Annotated in this window: 14 protein-coding genes and 2 tRNA genes; 3 read left to right on the top strand and 13 right to left on the bottom strand. The window is 34.9% G+C overall.

What is annotated here, in order from left to right:
• Positions 1 to 102 precede the first annotated feature (102 nt).
• The 11 genes from FTT75_RS11905 to FTT75_RS11855 form a co-directional block, all read right to left on the bottom strand.
• Positions 103 to 2,721: a hypothetical protein gene (locus FTT75_RS11905; RefSeq protein ID WP_257230378.1), complete on the bottom strand. Its 2,619-nt coding sequence runs from the start codon at positions 2,719 to 2,721 to the stop codon at positions 103 to 105.
• A gap of 2 nt (positions 2,722 to 2,723) precedes the next feature.
• Entirely contained in the window at positions 2,724 to 3,596 is an 873-nt protein-coding gene (locus tag FTT75_RS11900; RefSeq protein WP_004668059.1) for a hypothetical protein, read from the bottom strand.
• Positions 3,593 to 8,803 (bottom strand): ATP-binding protein, encoded by a 5,211-nt coding sequence (locus tag FTT75_RS11895; RefSeq protein ID WP_180186478.1) that lies wholly within the window; start codon positions 8,801 to 8,803, stop codon positions 3,593 to 3,595. Before FTT75_RS11895 ends, FTT75_RS11900 begins: the two co-directional genes overlap by 4 nt.
• Positions 8,804 to 8,817: 14 nt before the next feature.
• Entirely contained in the window at positions 8,818 to 10,389 is a 1,572-nt protein-coding gene (locus FTT75_RS11890) for a hypothetical protein (protein WP_180186476.1), read from the bottom strand.
• 4 nt (positions 10,390 to 10,393) lie between these two features.
• A complete protein-coding gene (locus FTT75_RS11885; protein ID WP_180186474.1) occupies positions 10,394 to 12,094 on the bottom strand; it encodes a hypothetical protein in 1,701 nt (566 codons plus the stop codon).
• Between the two features lie 42 nt (positions 12,095 to 12,136).
• Entirely contained in the window at positions 12,137 to 13,237 is a 1,101-nt protein-coding gene (locus FTT75_RS11880) for a cysteine desulfurase family protein (protein ID WP_180186472.1), read from the bottom strand.
• A gap of 324 nt (positions 13,238 to 13,561) precedes the next feature.
• Complete coding sequence (locus tag FTT75_RS11875; protein WP_180186471.1) at positions 13,562 to 14,308, bottom strand: ATP-binding protein; 747 nt, start codon at positions 14,306 to 14,308, stop codon at positions 13,562 to 13,564.
• Positions 14,309 to 14,318: 10 nt separating this feature from the next.
• Positions 14,319 to 14,915 (bottom strand): DUF1376 domain-containing protein, encoded by a 597-nt coding sequence (locus FTT75_RS11870; protein ID WP_180186470.1) that lies wholly within the window; start codon positions 14,913 to 14,915, stop codon positions 14,319 to 14,321.
• A 68-nt stretch (positions 14,916 to 14,983) separates the two neighbouring features.
• Positions 14,984 to 15,232: a hypothetical protein gene (locus tag FTT75_RS11865; RefSeq protein WP_004895356.1), complete on the bottom strand. Its 249-nt coding sequence runs from the start codon at positions 15,230 to 15,232 to the stop codon at positions 14,984 to 14,986.
• Entirely contained in the window at positions 15,222 to 16,406 is a 1,185-nt protein-coding gene (locus FTT75_RS11860) for an Arm DNA-binding domain-containing protein (protein ID WP_163170713.1), read from the bottom strand. The genes FTT75_RS11865 and FTT75_RS11860 overlap by 11 nt, the downstream gene beginning before the upstream one ends.
• Before the next feature lie 13 nt (positions 16,407 to 16,419).
• Positions 16,420 to 16,635 (bottom strand): hypothetical protein, encoded by a 216-nt coding sequence (locus FTT75_RS11855; protein WP_001054887.1) that lies wholly within the window; start codon positions 16,633 to 16,635, stop codon positions 16,420 to 16,422.
• Positions 16,636 to 16,745: 110 nt separating this feature from the next.
• On the opposite strand from FTT75_RS11855, the gene FTT75_RS11850 reads away from it, so the two are divergent.
• Positions 16,746 to 16,964 (top strand): helix-turn-helix transcriptional regulator, encoded by a 219-nt coding sequence (locus tag FTT75_RS11850; RefSeq protein ID WP_086266427.1) that lies wholly within the window; start codon positions 16,746 to 16,748, stop codon positions 16,962 to 16,964.
• Between the two features lie 388 nt (positions 16,965 to 17,352).
• Here the strand turns inward: FTT75_RS11850 and FTT75_RS11845 are convergent.
• Together FTT75_RS11845 and FTT75_RS11840 are read right to left on the bottom strand one after the other, a co-directional pair.
• Positions 17,353 to 17,428: transfer RNA gene (locus tag FTT75_RS11845), tRNA-Gly, on the bottom strand.
• A gap of 48 nt (positions 17,429 to 17,476) precedes the next feature.
• Positions 17,477 to 17,549, bottom strand: a tRNA-Gly gene (locus FTT75_RS11840).
• 234 nt (positions 17,550 to 17,783) lie between these two features.
• On the opposite strand from FTT75_RS11840, the gene FTT75_RS11835 reads away from it, so the two are divergent.
• Entirely contained in the window at positions 17,784 to 18,092 is a 309-nt protein-coding gene (locus tag FTT75_RS11835; protein WP_005094610.1) for a BolA family transcriptional regulator, read from the top strand.
• A 9-nt stretch (positions 18,093 to 18,101) separates the two neighbouring features.
• On the top strand, positions 18,102 to 18,494 hold the full coding sequence (locus FTT75_RS11830) for a SirB2 family protein (RefSeq protein WP_100329694.1): 393 nt from the start codon (positions 18,102 to 18,104) through the stop codon (positions 18,492 to 18,494).
• The last annotated feature ends 47 nt before the right edge of the window (positions 18,495 to 18,541 follow it).

The raw sequence follows: 18,541 nt of genomic DNA, 5'->3' as shown, positions 1-18,541 counted from the left end.
TTGTTCCATTTTAGAGATTTGTTTAAGATAAGATATAACTCATTGAGATGTGTCATAGTATTCGTCGTTAGAAAACAATTATTGTGACATTATTTCAATGAGTTATCTATTTTTGTCGTGTACAGAGAAACTTTTAACATTTTGTTGTTGGGGGAGCGCAAATTTCCCCGTCATGGTATCTACGGCTTGCCAATTTTTTTTAAACAAGGTGTCAAAACGGTTCTGTAAAGGTGTCTTTTGCCCTTGTAACCATGCAATAGAGAATTGGCGATTCACCATAATACTAAAGAGTGCTGCAATATCCGAAGGTGCTGTTGCAGTATTTAAACGGAAGCCATCAAAAACAAAAGGAATGGTATTTTTATAGTTATGTTCAAACAATGCTGTTGCAACATTTTTGAGTAAGCCTAGAGGTAAATCTGGATAGTAAGGTGAGAAAAATTCCTTTTGTTTCATTAGTTTTGATGAAGTATTTTTTAATACAGTGAGCACATCATCTTTTTCTTCTTGTATAAAGCGCATAAATTGCTGTTGATCAGCAGGAGACATTATTTCAAAAGATTTCAGGCGTGCTAAAGCAGTACTGAGTTCATCATTTTGATCATTGAGATAGCAAAATAAGAAAGGTAATTTGTTTAATTTATATTTTGCTAAAACTGTTTCTAGCATTTGTTGAATTTTGGTTTGATATAGCTCTAAATCTTGCTGACTATTGAGATAGATATAGATAATACGACCTTTTGCATCTTTATAGGTCATATTATTTTGCCAATCTTGAATCAAAATTTCTAAATTCTCACATGAAATTTGTTCGGCAACATAGCTTTTGGGTTGGAATACCCAATCAGGAGTTGAAATATTACGTTTTTGTGCAAAGTCACATTCAATTTGACCTAAGCCAATATCATAAGATTTGCTAATAAATAGCTCACCAATATCCTGTTGTGTGAATTGAGCAGCTGTTTTTTTCATCCATGCAGTGAAACTCGCTCGACTTGCTCCATCTGTTAAGAGCTCATATCGCCCTAAGTCTGAATTCCACTCGGTTGCACCCAACTCAGACAAGCTCATGATTTGCTCTTGAAGTTGAATTGCATCAAAATTAGTCAATTCTTGTAGAATTTCATTGGCTTGAGATTGATTGAGTTGACGTAATTTTAGGGTTTCTAAAATCGCAATAGCAGTTAAGGTTTTTGGGTTATTGGTTTGAAAACCACTATGAAATTTTTGTAAGAGCGTTTGCAATGTTTCAATGACATTTGCACCTGTATCACGTTCAGCTGCAAGCATTTCATCGAGTAAATAATCATGTACAAGGTCAGCAGCCGAAACTTGGAAAAGTTGAGGTTGGCTGAAGACATCTAATTGTGCAGATTTTTGTAGTAAATCTCGGATAAACGTCAGTGCTGATCGTGATTGTACAGTATGCTCTTGGCGTGTGAGTAACCATGTTGCAAATGGATGTAATGGCCAACAACCTTTTGCAATAACTTGATTAAATAAATTTTCATCGTGCCAGACAGGGTATAGTTTAGTTTTAGGTAAATACTGTGCAAGACGTAACCAAGATTGATGGAAGTTATCTTCACTTGGATATTGTTGAAATAAGCGAGTTAATTCTTGCGTATCTTTTTGGATAAGATTGGCAAAAATAGTTTCTAAATTTGAAGAAAGATGTACTTTATTGGCAGTATCAAAGCGTGTGATATAGCGTTGTAATTGTCTAGAATCTTTAGCATTAAAGCGTTTTAGATACGTTTTTAAATCGTACTGAATAAAACCAATAAATCTTATCTTATTAGCATTATCTTGAATACCTTGGAAAATTTGCTGTAGCGATGAATCACCAGCAAGGTCAGGGCGATCCGCAGCATATTCAAGATAACGACCAAATTCATCAAAGAGTAAAATAATATTTTCAAAGGGTTTATCTGTACCGCAATAGGTATCACATAAGGTTTGTAGTAGGTCTTGTGCAGATTCTTGACCATCTACAGGGATTGCACTGCCTGTAACATCCAAGAAAATTTGATCAACAGCAGCGTAAACATCTTCATTATTTTCAGTGAGTAATTGAAAAATTTGTGCTTGATCAAATTGTGCTAATTTTTTTTGAAATTCTACTGCATAAATTTGATAACTTCGTTCAACAAAACGTTGTGCTTTATTAAAACGTGGTGATAAATCTCGTACAGCTTGAGCATCAACCGCATGCATATCAAGTTGCTTAAGTACCACTTTGTTAAGCTGATTGCCTAAATGGAAATTACCCATGCCATCTAAGGCAATAATTAGGCTCGGTTTTGTAAAGGTTTCAAAACAGGACTTTGCACGTTGTCCGAGAGTAGCATCTACACGCTCTATATGCGTTAAGATTGTTTGTGCTAAAGGTGTATTAGGTTTAGATAATAATGTCGCTAATGTAACAGCTAAATGTGATTTACCCGCACCATAACCTGCAGTTGCTAACCAATAGGGATTATCTTCTCGCCCTTGTTTTGCAAGTGAAAGACTTTCAAGGAGTTCAACAACTAGTGAAGCTGTATCTTTAAGTAAATGTTGGTCTTGTTCATTGACTGCACCATGGTAATGGGGGCCATGAAAAATAAATGATTCTGCTGCAATATTGGCTTGATCTATACGATTTTGAAACCAACCAAGTTGTACTGCACCCTCGAAAAAACTTTGTTGATTAAACTGTACTAATTCTTGTAATTTCATGATTACACAAGCTCACTAAAAAATTCTGTTAAAACACGATCAGTAGAAACCAATTTAAGGATGAGAGCATTTCCTGTTAGGCGATCGATTTGTATAAACCCTTTTTCTGCCATCCAATCTAATAAACGGTTAAAGTGTTTATTAGACCAATTCATTAATAAATTCCAACGGGTTTGTGTCAAAAAATCATCAAAACTAATTTGTGTCTGTGATGAAAATAGTCGGTCCCATTCAAGAAATAAAAATGAACTGTAAGCAGGGAAAAATTTATATTCTAAAGGTGCTGTTAAGCGTTTAATCACAAGTTGTGTTTGAGCTTGCTCAACCTGAAATACGGGGATTTTATAAAAAGGAGCATCTACATTGTTTTGATCATAGCTTGTAAGAATGAGGCGTAGAAGCTTATTCAGATATTTTTGGTCACCACGCTTATCTTTTATATATTGTTCAAGTTGATCTAAATAAAATGTATCGGAAATTTGATATTTACTAGAAATACAGACATCAAACCAAGCTGAATTTAGACCTTCTCTCGGTTGTTGTGGGTCAACACGATTCATCATTAAATGCATCATGAATAAACTTACATCTTCATTTAACATGCTATCTTCTTGCAAAATAGTTTTAGCTAAAGGTGTAAGTTCTAAAGCCCAAATACTTTGTGTTTTTTCAGCTGAAAGTAAACCACTGCTAAAACCATAGGCGATAGTGGGTTCAACTTTTCCTGAACTAGCGCCTGTAGGAATACCTGTTAACTCTGAAATTTCATGTATCGTGCCATGTAAAATATGACATTCATTAGTTTTAATGAGTAATTCAGCAAGTAGTAGAGGCTCTAATTTAAATGTTTGTGGAAAGTTGTAAGTGAGGTTCATATGTTAAAACCTCGTTGCTCAAGTGCGGTGATGTTAGTAAGAATAATTTTTTCTGTTAGGTGACCATGTTGATCTTCGACATAACCTAAATAATAGCATTGTCCTTTATTTAGCTTATTTAATCTGTCACGCCAATCATTTGCATTATAATCAGAGCTGACTTGACTAAGAAGTTTGGCAAAACTATCGACTTCCGTAGTTGCAGGTTTAAAGAATAATTTAGTCGATGCTTGGAAGAGACGATCTTTCTGCTCTTTATCAAAGTTACTGATTGTTTGCGTGGCTAAAATTAAGCTAATACCAAATTTACGCCCTTCACGGAGCATTTTATCAATAGGTGAATCTGGTGCATGATCTAAGTTTTGCATTTCATCCAGCACAATAGTCATGGGCTTATCTTTGCTACCATGTTTTTGTACATAAGCCCAAATATCCCAGAGAATAAATTCAGTAATAATTCTTTGTAAGTCCCGAGGTATGTTCGTGAGCTGAATGACTTGCACAGGGAACTCATTACGAAGTTTATCTTCATATAAATTTTCGGATGCTTCTGTATCAAAACAATTCACTTTGACAAGTGTTCTAATTTTATTCGCGACACTTTCACCACGAGCACTATCAGCTTCTAAATCTTTTAAGAAGTCCGTTAAGTGATATTGAGGATTTTTTTCTAAACCTTGTTCTAACACTTTATCAATAATGGCTTGTTGCTGACTTCCGAAATCTTTGTAGACAGAGCAGAGAATATTTTTTACCCGTGTCGCAACATTAAAAGCCTTTTCTTGTACCTCTACTCCTGGAGCGATTTCATTGCTATAGGTTTTAAATGGATTGATCGGTAATGGATTGACAACCACATAATAGTCTTTAGGTTTACATACTTTTTGATAGACCTTTTCTGTGTGATGCGTTAAGAATCCATCTGTGTAATCTACAATAAAGGATGATAAACCCGCCCGAGCAAGCTCAGATAAAATACATTGAATGGCATAGGTTTTGCCCGAACCTGAAGAGCCAAAAATCAGCATATGACGGTTATTTAATTGTTTATGATGAAATGGCCAATTCACAGGAGTCAACATTTTCCCCGTTGTACCAAAACTAATATCTTTTGTGACAAGTGGAAGGGGAGAGAGTGGGTCAGTCACTTCATTTGTAACAATGTTGGCCATTGATGAAATTTTTTTCGAAGTATCAGGGGGATCTATTGTTCGAAAATCAGTTAAGTCTAAATGAGAGCCTGATGTTTGATCTTGTGTATTATCTTGACTGAAATCTGAAATATCTTCTTGTTCTAAAAGATCTGTATTTTCAGTTGCTGTTGGTTGTTGAGTGTCATCTATATAAGTGAATTCTAAATCCATACCATCAAGTAAAGCCTGCTCAAAGCTTAAGGCAGAATATTGATGAACAAGATATTTTTTTTCATTTCCATGCAGTGAATCATGGGTAAAGAAAAACTCTTTAGATTTAGATAGGTTTAGTTTGGTCTCTGTATCGCAAATTACAATTTCAGAAGACCAATGAATTTGGTAATCACCTTCAGACAGCTTTTCAAGCGCAATATTAAGATCATTTAAACAGACTTGCGCACGGTCAAGCTGAGAACGTAATACAATGGCACGATAGAGTTGGCCCCACCAATAGCGACAATCATAACGATTTTTTTGTGTTTCATGAATAGGGGTGAAAAGGTACTTTAAATGTAATAGTCCAGCTTCTATTTGCGCTTCAGCTTTAGTTAATAAAGTTTCTACTCCAGCGCCTACTTTTGCTTCAATAATTTTTGCATGAATTATAGGCTGATTATTTTCATCCATTTGTAATGAAACTTTGAGTAAATCTGGGCGATACTCTTGATCTTTAAACCAATGAGGGAAGGCATCTAAAGGGATCCATTGCTCAAGGATAGAGGAATCTATACACGGTGTTGTTTGCATTGTTAAAGCATAGCCGTATAGATTACGAATAATTTCTGATTCACCTAAAATGGCTTTGATTGAAGCTACACCAGATAAGCCTTCATTTAATGCTGTAATTTTTTCAACGAGAGGTTTTAAGTTACTTTCACGTAAAAAAGGCATGTTTGCAGAGAGATGACTACGAATTTGTGTTTTTAATAGGTCATGCGCTTTTTGGTCTGCAGAAACAGTAACATTAAGTTCACCATATGCACCATAGCCTGAACTAAAGCTGATAACTTTATGAGTATATTCGGTTTGATGTAACTTCAGTAAGTGATGATCAAAATACTGGTCAATATTTACCACCCATTGTGCCATTTGGTGTAATTGTTCAATAAGCTGTTTTGAATTTTCATCATACTGAGTTTCAGAAATAACAAAAAATTGTTCTGAATCTTTACGATCGGTGACTTCTAGGCGTGCAGTTAAATCACTGTGTTTAGATTGAACTTGAATACGTCGATTACTTAAGAGTAATTGACGACGATCAGCCGTTTGTAGATAAGTTGGTTTCGGATAGTAAATAATTGGATAAATATTTAAACGATTTGCTGATGCATCAAACTCATAGATTGGCGCTGCTTCAGTTTTACCAATTGCTTGAGCTTGCAGAAAATCAAAGTTAAATGCGAGATCGTAGCTTGTCCAAGGATATAACTGTTTGCTTGCGTCAACCAATAATCTTTGCTGAATATTTGTACGTTTTGATGCAAAATGATTAATTCGTAGATCTAGTTTTTTATCTAGTTTACTAAATTGATCAAGCAAATGACTATGCCAAATTTGCAAGGTGTTCACTGCATTTAAGTGAGATAAACCAACGGTATAAATAGTTAAATGTACAGTATAGTAAGGTGAAGACGTTATATTTTTTAAAATCTCTTGGCTTAAATACTGTTGTAAGCCAGAGAGTAGCGTTGATAATTTAGAAACATTGATAGCTAAAATTCTCAAGCCATTACAAACATGATGATTCGCTAAGGCGTAATCAGTCAAGACATTATAAATAATGTCTTGTTCAGGAACTTTCTTAACGACTTCTTTAACATCATCATCTTCGTCAATATCATCATCTTGTAATAATGCTTGAATAGATAAGTCCAATTCACCTGTAGGTTCACTACCAATAAAATGAAGCCATGAGAAAGATTTAATTTGGGTGCTGATGCCTTGCTTTTGTTTTAAAGCCAATAATGGTGCTTGAATTTCAGCAAGATTACAAATGCGATCATAGGTCAATCCATTCGGTAAATCTTCAGATTCTTGATGAGTAAGTTCAATAGCTTCATTAATAAATCTTGTTTGCGCTTGAATAAGTTCAAACACACTTGGATGAAATGCTGACAGTAAAATTTGATTGATATTATGAAGGTCAAGGCGTTCAGATTGCTCTACAAAGCAGAATGCATAATAGACACGCTCAATCATTTCTTTTGCTTCAAAAGTTGCTAAAGATTTAAGTCGTTCACAAAGTTGCGTATAGGCCGTAATCAGTAAATGTGCTTTGGTCTGTGCGAAATAACGACCATGATCTAAATAGTTCTGAATAAATTGGATATATGTTGCTTTTAATTCAATGCAAAGATGCTGTATATCAGAATGGTTTTCTAGAGAAAAGTCATGGAATACATCATCTATAGTCATGTTATTTAAGCCTAAACTTAATAAACGACATGCTTCTTGCTCATCAGTTGCATAGTAAATAGCTTTGAAAATTTGTTCAGGTAAAGTAAAAACAGGCAAAGTGTAGTCAGAGTAAGCGAGAAGATGACGATGTAAAATATTGGCTAAACTGACATGAATACGTTCGACTTGATACTCAGAAAAAGCCCATTTAAAGGCATATTCTTCTTCTTTTTCACCCGAGATAGTGATTTTAAATAAAACAACTGGATTGGTTGTTTTAAAAGAATATTCAACTGTGTCTTGTGCATCGGGTGTTAATAAAGGTGAAAAATGTAGTTCGACTTCATTAAAGCCTAAATCAAGATGATTGATTTGCTCTTCAATACCACCTAATGCACCGTGTAATAGTACACGTGCAAGTGCTTTATGAGAAAGATTCTGTGCTGAATTATTATGATCTGATAAATCATGTTGGAAGTTTTTAACCGCAATATTGACCCGCGTAACTTCTGAAAAATCATAGTTTTTTTGGTATTGCTGTAATGCAAAATGTAAGCCTTTTTGAATAGCTTCAAGACTATGACCACGGTAAAGCGGAATACTTTGTTTAGGTTCTGACGTTTTTTCCTCCTTTAGCCCCAATGCTTTTACTAGAGGTAGGAGATCAATTTGTTTTAAGTAGTGCTTTGCTTCTGGATGAGCATTAAAAATAAATAATTCTACATTTTTCAAATAAGTATGTATTTCCATATGATGGATACCATCAATATCTTTAACTTCAAAAGGATCTTGATTTAAATGCGTATAGATTTTTTGATAATCTTTCTTTTTACGTGCTTTCGCTTTATAGCGAGCATGACTAATAAATTCATAGGCATTTTTTAGATATTGTAAGCCTTTTTTGTTTTGAAAGATTTTGAGATCATTTTCGATATTTAAATAGGGAATCCCAATGTTTGGAAGTACTTTGAAAAAATGTGAAAAAATATCTTTGAATTCAGAATTATTCCCTATGCTTGAGAAGCATTGTATCAATAATTGACTACGTTGATTTAAAGTTAAAGGGATCAATTGATTGATGTGTTGAATAGTTGAATTGAACTGCTGAAGTTGTGTATCAGAAATATAAACATCTAAGTCTTCAAAGGCGGCAGTTAACCAAGTTTGATATTGTTTATCTAAAGACAACCAAATTTTTTCATCATCGCAGATAAAGAAATCAGAAAGCCCACCTTTATCAGTTGTATGATCTAGACCAACTAAAAGTATAAGTAGTTGATCAACATGTTCATCATTCAACGTACGATTACGATACCAAGTCAGTTTATCTTCATGATCTAACCAGCCCTTTTCTTGTAAATCAGAAAAAGCTTGTTGATCTAAAGGATTTAAGCTTTGATTTTCCCAATAATGAATGAGTCCATGGGCAACTTTAAAATAGCTCTTAAACTGATCATGTAAAGGAAATACCTGACTTAAATGTGAAAAAATCGTAAAAACCTGATGAGGCATCAAGCTCTGTGTAACAATCCTCAATTCATTGGTTTTAAGAAAATTTTCTTGAATAGTATTAACTAAAAAGTTTTTATAACTCTCTAAAAAAAAGTCGGTTTTCATCTTTATTCTCAAATTTAAGGGTTTTTTACAATAGAAACAGAGTCTGATAATTCGATCAGTAAACCTGATTGTTTTAAGCTTTCCTCAAACCAGTTCAATTTAATATCAGTTGTAGGATCACTTGACTGTTCATATTGCCATTGCAAAGCTTCTTGTAATTGCTCACCAAAAAATGAGATTGCAAAATGAGTTTGAATTCTGGCTAAAAACTCAGTCATCTGAATGCGTTTTCCAGCAGGAATTAAAGTGTAAACAAATAGGCGAATCATATTCGCATTCAAGACAAAACGTTGATGTCCACCTGTAATAGGAATTACCAGACCAATGGTTTTAGCCATTTTTTTAAAGACATCAAAACTATGTTTGTCAATATTGGTATATTCACTTTCTTGCACACCATGTTTTTTGCCTTCTGCGCGCAAAATTCGATAAATAATTTCTTCACTTTTTTGATAAGAATTTTCTGCATATTTGCGAATAGGATCGGATGTTATTGCTGTCGGTGAGCAAGCGATCCAAGCATAATGACCATGAAAGTTTTTTGTTTCATGGGCTGTTGTATCAAGTTGTCTTGAGCGCGCCATAATAGAACGTAGAACTTGCATCACACAAAGTAGTTGTAATAATTCAATTTTTTCTAGTTTACTAATATTAGATTTCAATAATGACAATAATTCGTTTGCAAATAAAAATGCTTCAAACACATAGCTCTTGGGTATGGTTGCTAATTTTGCATGCGATATTTTTGCTTTTGGAAGGTCGAAATCTTCTAGAGCATCTTCAATAAAATCACAAATTTTTTCAATTGATTGAGTCTCACTTCTGAATAATTTATTGAGTTCATTTTCAAGTTGTTGTTGTAAGCTCTCTAAATTAAATTCAAGATGTTTATACTGGTCAGTAGATGCCATTTTTTGAATGAAATCTGTATTTTCAGTTATATTTGAGAACAGATAACCTAATTGTAAAAATAAAACTTCCCCACCACGAGCCATGAAATTATGATCGCTGAGTGAGAATTTTACAGTACTCTCTTCCCAATCATTAAAGTTTTCAGTCGTATGAGACCAAGTAATTTCACGACCTAATAGCATAGGTGTGATCGGCAGGAAATTGTAAGTTGACCACGTTCGATTTTTTGCAACACCTACAAAACCATAAAGTAAAGCTTGCAAAGTCTGTACAAGTTGATTTTTTTCTGTCGCAGAAATAGAAGGGCTCATTCTATTCTTTAATTGTTCAATAGCATTTAAAAACTCAATTTGATGTGCAGGATGACGAGTTTCTAATTTTGATTGACTAAAAAAACTAAAAAATTTTAATGCTAATCGTGTAGATGGGCAATAATGAGTTGTTTGATCATTCACTTGAAAACTATTTTCACCAAAAGTATTTTTATTTTCATCTGCTTTTGCTGAATTAAAAACTAATAAAAATTCTGATAAATATTCTGTTGGTGTTTGATCTGCATAAAATCGGCGTCCAAAAATATCTAAGGCAATATTAGGTTTTTTGTCAGTATTAGAGGGATTTTGATTGGGGGTGTTTTTCTTAGGGAAATAACTATATGTATTTAAAGTGCTCAACGAATTAATCCTCTAAAGTTAAAGTTTTATTTTGTTTTAAGTCTAATTCAATTTTAATAATATTCTCTTGAATATCACCATTAGATAAAGTACGTATTAGCGTAATTTCATCTTCATGATCAATTTCAGAATATTCGATAAGACTTAATTTAAATCGTTCTAATTGAGTTTTATAAATAGGTGTAAGGGACTCTGTGATATCACCTTTAATAATATTTTGAATATAGTCAAGTAAGGGTAAGCTTAACTCTAAGCGGACCTCATTTTCCTTTTTAAGAGTTAAATAGGGTTGTTGTTTATTATTACAGTAATTAACAATGAATTCTTTTTCCATAAAGCTACAAATTTTAATTTGTGCGATTTGAAATATAGAACTATCTGACCGTTTTAATGTAATGTTTAAATACTTATCTTCACTTATACCGCTGAAAAATAAATTAAGAGCTTGCAAACTCATTTTTTTAATTTGACGAGCATCCTCGGCCATAAATTTTTGAGTATCTAAACGCCACTCACTATATTTTTCAATATTAGGAGATCCTAGAAATTGTGCTTGAGCATTGGTATATGTGGTTGGGTATAAATTATAGATAAAGATTAAACGTCTTAAAGCAGGTTTAAAAAGATGTATACCACTATCTTGATCTTTTTGAATATAATTTTTGATTATGCTATGCAAAGCTGGGGTTATACCTTCAAAATTTTTAAGATCAGCTATAAATTTTTCGATTTCTAAACTGCGATAACCTGCGAAGTTTAATGTATGAAGTAAATGAATCGCAGGAAGTTTAAATGCATTCTCCCATGGAAGATGGTTTTGATATCCAAAAAATAAGTCACTGAAAATAATAGGATGTATAGGGGAGTCTTCAAGTTGAAAACCACCTGTCAATGATGCGCAGAAATGAGCAAGCATTTGCCTAAGGGTTAAACGTTTTTCATAATTGAGTAAATATAAATAAAGTAAACGTATACTATGGATGACATTGTCTACGTTATTTTTGATAGAAAGGTAGTTTTGAATAATGGGATGTTGAGGGTGGCTTTCAACTAATTCATGCCATGAGCTATGTTGAATAATTTTTTTAAATATTGATAGGGCAACTTCAATATTATCTAATTTAGCTATATTGATAATGAAAAGCTTTTTATTGTGAATGTTGAGGCTTAAATTTAGATGGTCTAAACTTTCTAATTGATCAGAAATATAGATTTCTTTATCTAATAAACTAAAAATTTCAGATTCAATATCTTGTGTTAAGTCAATAGATTTTAGATATTCAGTAATAGAAGTAAGTAAAGGTCCTGTATTACTTACAATCAACCAATTGTCTGTTTCATTAAATGCTTGAGAGAGCCATTTTATCCGTTCGGATAGACTTAACTCACTCATATCTTTTAAGATGTTTAAATTATATTTTTCTGAATATTCATGTTTTTGAAAAGCATGCTGCTGAAATTTTTCATCTAAACGTTTAATTAAATCAAATGCAATGGTTGATTTACCATCGCCAGCATGTCCAGTAATAATAATGATGTTATTTTTATCTTTTGTAAGCAAATTATAGATATGTTGAACAATAGGAAATTCGGAGTAAATTTCATTAAAATATGTCGTATTTATTTGTGATTCTGCTAAAGCATTTGCTCCAGCCGGCGTTAAATTATGTAAGGAATTTAAATAGCTTATAAAGTCAAAAGTCATTTTTTCTTGTCCCAAAAAAATATTTCAAAGTAAAAGGTATAATTAATGTATTAAGTGTCTCAAAAGTTCATCAATATCTTCTTTTGAAGTTGTGAGACCTAAGCTAACTCGTATTGTAGATAATCCTTCTTCTATAGAGAGTCCTATTTCTTTCAGGACATAAGAAGCTTCTACATTCAGTGATGAACAGGCTGATCCATTTGAACAAAGAATGCTTGAGTTAGCGATAAATAACTGACTTTTAAAATGTGGTACCGTGAAGTTAATAATATGTGGAATTGCATGTTCGAATGGTGTATTTAATTTCCAACCTAAATTTAAAATTTTTCTTTTCAGATAATTTGATAAGTCTTCAAAATACCCTTGATGTTGAGATAACATCTCGTCCGTTGCTGCTGTAGCAAAAGCAAGAATTAAAGGAGTTGCAAGGGTGCCTCCACGTAATCCAAATTCTTGACCTGCACCATGAATAATAGGCTGGAGTTTAGTTTCTCGTATATCTCTGATATACAAAGCCCCAATTCCCTTAGGACCATAAATCTTATGTGCAGAAAGGGAAAGAAAATCAATATTTAAGTCATCTACATCAATTTTTAATTTTCGATAGGATTGCGCTGCATCAACATGAAATTTAATATTTTTTTTAAAGCAAGCATCACCAATTTCTTTGATTGGTTGAATAGATCCTAGTTCATTATTTACATGCATAATGCTGACAAGCACCGTATCTTCACGCATGTGTGAAATAATATCTTGTGCTTTTACAATACCATTTACTTGTGGTGCAATATAAGTAATTTCATAACCAAATTCTTTTTTTAGAAAATTACAAATAGACAAGATACATTTATGTTCGATAGTGCTTGTTATAATATGCTTGCCTTTTTTTGTGTTAGCAAGTAGATAACCTTTGATTGCTAAATTATTTGATTCGGATGCTCCGCTCGTAAAAATGATTTCACTTGTATATGCTCCGATCGACTCCGCAATTTTTTCACGAGCAATTTCTATTTTATCAGAAGAAGATCGACCCATTTGATGAGCTGAAGAAGGGTTTGAGTAATCTTCCTGAAAAGAACGAAATAATTCGGTTTCAACAGAAGGGAGTAAAGGGGTCGAAGCAGCAAAGTCTAAATAAACCATCTTCTACTTAAATCTACGATTGTATTTTGATGATACATCTGGAAGTATTAGTTTTCAAAAAAATAATCACTAAATACGTCAAATTATGTCGTTGAATCGCTTGTGCTTTATTTTAATAATTTAGCCTTTATGTAGTAATTATATTAATAAAGGCAATTTATTAATGGATTTCGTGAGCTTTAACTTAAAAATGACAGGATTTCATCCCTTCTTCTGAAAATATTTTGTCTATATTTTACACAATAAAGGTCGTTATTCTTAGAACTCAAGTATACAAAAAGCCAATTATCTCAGTAAGATAATTGGCTTGAGCAAAGAGTTTGGCTATCCGCTTATTCGTCGGTCATCCCAATAACACGGCACTACAATCAAATGGTTCTCATGTAACCGAGACCATAATCTTACACCTAAATCCCGCTGCATATTTTGGACTGTGAAATTGGAAATCAGCAGGGTAGATTTCATGTTGTCATAACGACTATACAAAACCTTATGTACCATCTCCAGGCGTTTTTCATGCCGGTCATGCAGGCCATATTCATCTATCACTAATAAATCAAAATTGGAGAAATGGTCGATAACTTCCTTCTCAGAACGTGAAGCATCTGACCAGGTATCCATCATTTTTTGAGCAATTTCTGCACTGGTATAGTAGCGTGCAGATTTTGTACTGTTATGTAGAATGTTGCGAATGATTGATGCACTCAGATGGGTTTTACCTGTACCCGGTGTACCAATCATCAACATGTTCGGGTTGTGGTCAGAAATAATCTGCTGTGCAAAGGCCTGACATAGCTTGATGGTATTGTCTTGTTCAGGGCATGCAACTACATAATTTTTGAAGCCACGATCCAGGTAGCGTTTATTGAGCCCTGAATTTTTAATTTTCTGTTGTAGCAATCGCTGTTGCAATTCATCCTCATAGGCTGCATGTGAGTGATGGACGTTTTCTTTGGCACACAATTTACAGAGCCTGTGACCTGCAATTTCCATCAGGGGTATATGATGGGTAGGGCAAAGTGTTTCCGTTGTTTCTGCGCGAAACTGGAGTGTTTTAAGCATGGTATTCATGGCTGATCTCCTAAATCCATTTTGAATTTTCTAAAAAACTCTCATTTTTTTCTTCAAAATTTGAAGATGAAGATGAAGATGAAGATGAAGATGAAGATGAAGATGAAGATGAAGATGAAGATGAAGATGAAGATGAAGGTGAAGATGAAGATGAAGGGCATGGTTCAAGCATGACTTGAGTAATACTCGGGCTCTTCTCAGGAGCTGCTTGAGCATTTACTTTTCGTTGCTTAGTTGATGCTTGAGCATTACTTGCGGATTTATTCCAGCGTGCTTGAGCTGCATTTTTAGCTTTATCAGATTTCATTTGCTGATTTTGCAATGCCTGGCTTTTTAGACTGGTTAAAAAATTTGAATGAATCTGCCCAGATTCGACTTCAAACAATTCCAGGGCTATCAGCGTATTCAACAAAGATTTAGCCTTGGTATGTTGCGATAATTTTGTGATGCTACATACAGTCGCCAAGTCATGAGGGATGGCACCATTTTTCCAGAAATCCATCATTAACAGCAGTGCTGCACCAATTTGTTCTGCCGTCATTCGTGCAAATTTTGCCTGTAGGTCGCCAATATAGAGTGGCATCCAAATTGAAATATCTTTATGCATGTGTTCACCTTTTTATAGGTATAGAGGGGCTAAGGTCACCGATTTGATGACCTTTTATGTTTGTTTTATTAGTGAGCTAGGCTCATTAACCGGAGACGGGCCTGTTGAGCCAAGTCATCGTAATGAGCTTGCCCTTCATCCAGCATTCGCTGTAGCCAGAGTCTTAATGCTTGGTGATCATCGAAGCATTTATTGATTTCCAGCAAAAAGGCCAGATTGTGCAGTTTGGGAATGTGTAACTCGTGAATGAGTTCACGCGCGACCATATCTGCTTCTGGACTAACGACTACGCCGCCAAAGAAAGCTTTACTGTTCATGGGCAAGCTCCTCTGTATTCAGTCTCTCCAGCATGGCTTCAAAAGCGCTACCATCGCGACGTGTAACATTCGGAATATAGCGGCTATAGACCCGAAACAGCATTTCAGTGGTTGAATGTCCCAGTTGGCGTGCGATCCATTCCGGATTCTCGCCTGCCGACAACCAGAGTGTTGCTGCGGTATGGCGTGTTTGATAAGCACGACGGGGCTTTAGCCCTAAAAAGCGTAGTAGGGGATGCCAGACACGCTTGTTTACAAGGCGATAATCGAGAGGCCCACCATCACGATTGCAGAATACAAACTCTGATTTACCATTATTTAAGCTTTTCTGTTGCAGAAAGGCCTGATAAACCCGATCACTCATTTGGATGGTACGGTCAGAACCATAAGTTTTGGTTCCACCAAGCTCCCCATTTACTAACGCTTCTCTGACATGGATTTCACGACGTGGTAAGTCCACATTTTTCCATTGCAAGCCATCGATCTCACTGGTGCGCATACCTGTGAAAAATCTAACAGTATAATAAGGCTTGAAATCATCACGAACTGTGGCAAGGATTGCGTGTACTTCCTTTAATGAAAAAGGTGTTACTTCAATCTTTCCTTGCTTTAAGTTCTTGATATTCTTATAAGGGCTATCAAAGTCATATCGTTCAGCAGCACTATCGAGTATCATGCGCAGTGCTATCATAATCTGGTTGATTCTTGATGGTGAAAGACATTCTTGGTTTTTCCCGTGAGTCACTTTGGCGAGGGATGAGCGGAATCCAAGAATGTCTGACTTTTTAATATTAATAACCGGAATTGTGCCAAAAAAAGGGATTAAGTACTTTTTGATCACAATTTGAATTTTTCCCTTGTAGCTTGTACGCCATTCTATTTCTTTATCAGTGAACCAAATTTCACAGAATTTTGAAAATAGAGGTGTTTTAGAGCTGATCTCATTTACTCTGTTTTCTGCATTTTTGATTTCTTTCAAACGAGAACTTTTTGGAAAGTATTTAGCATAGTCAAAAATACCCAATAAGATTTCTGCTTCCATTCGCTCAATCGCTTTTTCAAGCTTTTTGCGATTTTGAGCATTGTCTTCCAGAGCTGTTGTTTCACGACAACGGATGTTTAAGTATCGAAAATCGACACATAACTTACCGTATCTAGTACGGATGGCAGCCATAATAATGTTCTCCTTACTGAAGTTGTAGGCTGTGTAGCGAGCCTAAAGTGGTTTTGGTCATATCTTCTTCAATACGCTCCCATACATATAAAATTTTGCGTCCACCAAAAGGGCGGATGTAATGAATGCCTTCGATTAGAACACTGTCCTTCAACTGATTACGGATGGTACGCTCGTTGTAATGGATTCGTTCCGCCAGTTCTTTTGTAGTAATATAAGTAAGATTCATGTCTGTATCCTTCTATAAAGTATCATAATGGTGTTATTTAAGGTCACAATGCAATAATAGATGCATTTAAGACACCATGCAAGTACTTTATTACACAATGGTGGTAATTAATGATAGTTTGTAACTTGCCAGTACTTTTGGCAGAACGAAGAATGAAAGTAGCGGATGTAGTGCGGGCGACTGGAATGAGTAAGACAACATTACATAAGTTATATAATGGTCAATCGACTCGAATAGATTTTGAAACGTTAGAAAAATTGTGTGTATTACTTAATGTTGAAGTGGGTGATTTATTAAAATTTAAGAAAAATGAAGAGAAAAATGATTGATTGAAAGAGAATAAAATTGAGTTTTTTATCATAAGTAAATGTTTTAATTATGTATTTATGGTGACCAAATTTGGTCACCATAAAAATTAATAAAATAAGAAATACTAAAATTGATGAAAAAAAGAGAAGTCAAGTGTGTGGGAGAGGTGTTCTGATTATCTATAATAAAATTGATTAAAAAAATACCAAAATAGTGAATGAGTTGATTTGTATATGATAAAGGGAAGGCACGTTTAGGGCACTTTTGGTCACGCACCAGCTTCAAAAAACACGTTGTCTAAAAATTTTAGAACTTCTTCCAAAGCTAGAACAGAGAGGTTTTAGAAAAAATATTGTTAATAATCAACAATAAAAAAGCCCCCATCTTTCGATGAGGGCTTTTTGAATCTGGAGCGGGAAAGGAGACTCGAACTCCCGACCCCAACCTTGGCAAGGTTATGCTCTACCAACTGAGCTATTCCCGCGGAGTCTATAAAGTTTTTTAAATGAAAAAACTAAATGAAAAAATTTTGAGCGGGAAAGGAGACTCGAACTCCCGACCCCAACCTTGGCAAGGTTATGCTCTACCAACTGAGCTATTCCCGCATGCCGTGTATAATACAGCATGAAAAAATGTGGTCAACACCTTTGTTAAAAATCTTGTATCAATTGCATAAAATAAAAGCAAAATACTTTGGACCAGACAATAAATCGCCAATATTCATGTGGGAATTCATGAAACTTCGCCACAATCAACGGATTGCGCTGTGACAGATTACTAAAATACTCAGCAGAACAAGGTATACTGACTTTATATTTTCAAAGATTGGAGTCAAGGCCATGAGCTTAGAACAACAACTGAAAGATCGTTTAGCACAATTATCTCCGACCCATTTAGACGTGGTGAATGAATCTTCGGGTCATGGCGGTTATTTCCCTGGAAAAGAGTCTCATTTTAAAACTGTGATTGTCAGTCAGGCCTTTGCCGGTTTACGTCCAGTCCAGCGTCATCAGAAAGTCTATGCTGCTGCTGGTGATTTACTGGCCAAAGACAAGATTCATGCGCTGGCAATCCATGCATTTTTGCCTGAAGAATGGGCAGGGCAGGACACGACCAGTCCAGCTTGTGCACATGCACCAAAAAACTAAGAGGAAATGATGGAAACTCAACTTTTAGTCAAAATTATTCATATGTCAGCAGCAGGATTGGCGATTGTCGCCATTCTTGCCCGTGCCTTGACTTTGTTTATTGGTACACAAGGCAACCTACCGAATCCAAAGGCAAGAATTGCGCTGGTGGCTTTACAGCATCTGGCCATTACGGTGATCGCGTTTACAGGTATTGTGTCATTGGTGATCAAGGATTTTGATGTGCAACCCTGGTTTTATGCCAAGGTTATTTTATTTTTTGTGCTGGTATCCTCTTTAGCTAAAGCCTATAAAAAAGATGATTCAATCTTGCTGGCACAACGCCGGGCTGGCTTATTTATTGCGGTAGTTTCATTGGTTTCTATTTTGACCTTGGTGATGATCAAGCCGAATTTTGGCTAAAAGCAAGCAGGCTGTGACTTCAAGCGCAGTCTGCCTATGTGAATAAT

Origin of the sequence: Acinetobacter sp. YH01008 (genome assembly GCF_013420435.1) — a bacterium.
Classification (GTDB): domain Bacteria; phylum Pseudomonadota; class Gammaproteobacteria; order Pseudomonadales; family Moraxellaceae; genus Acinetobacter; species Acinetobacter pseudolwoffii.
The sequence above is the reverse complement of the archived record's forward strand: the minus strand, read 5'-3'. Positions and strand labels throughout refer to the sequence as shown.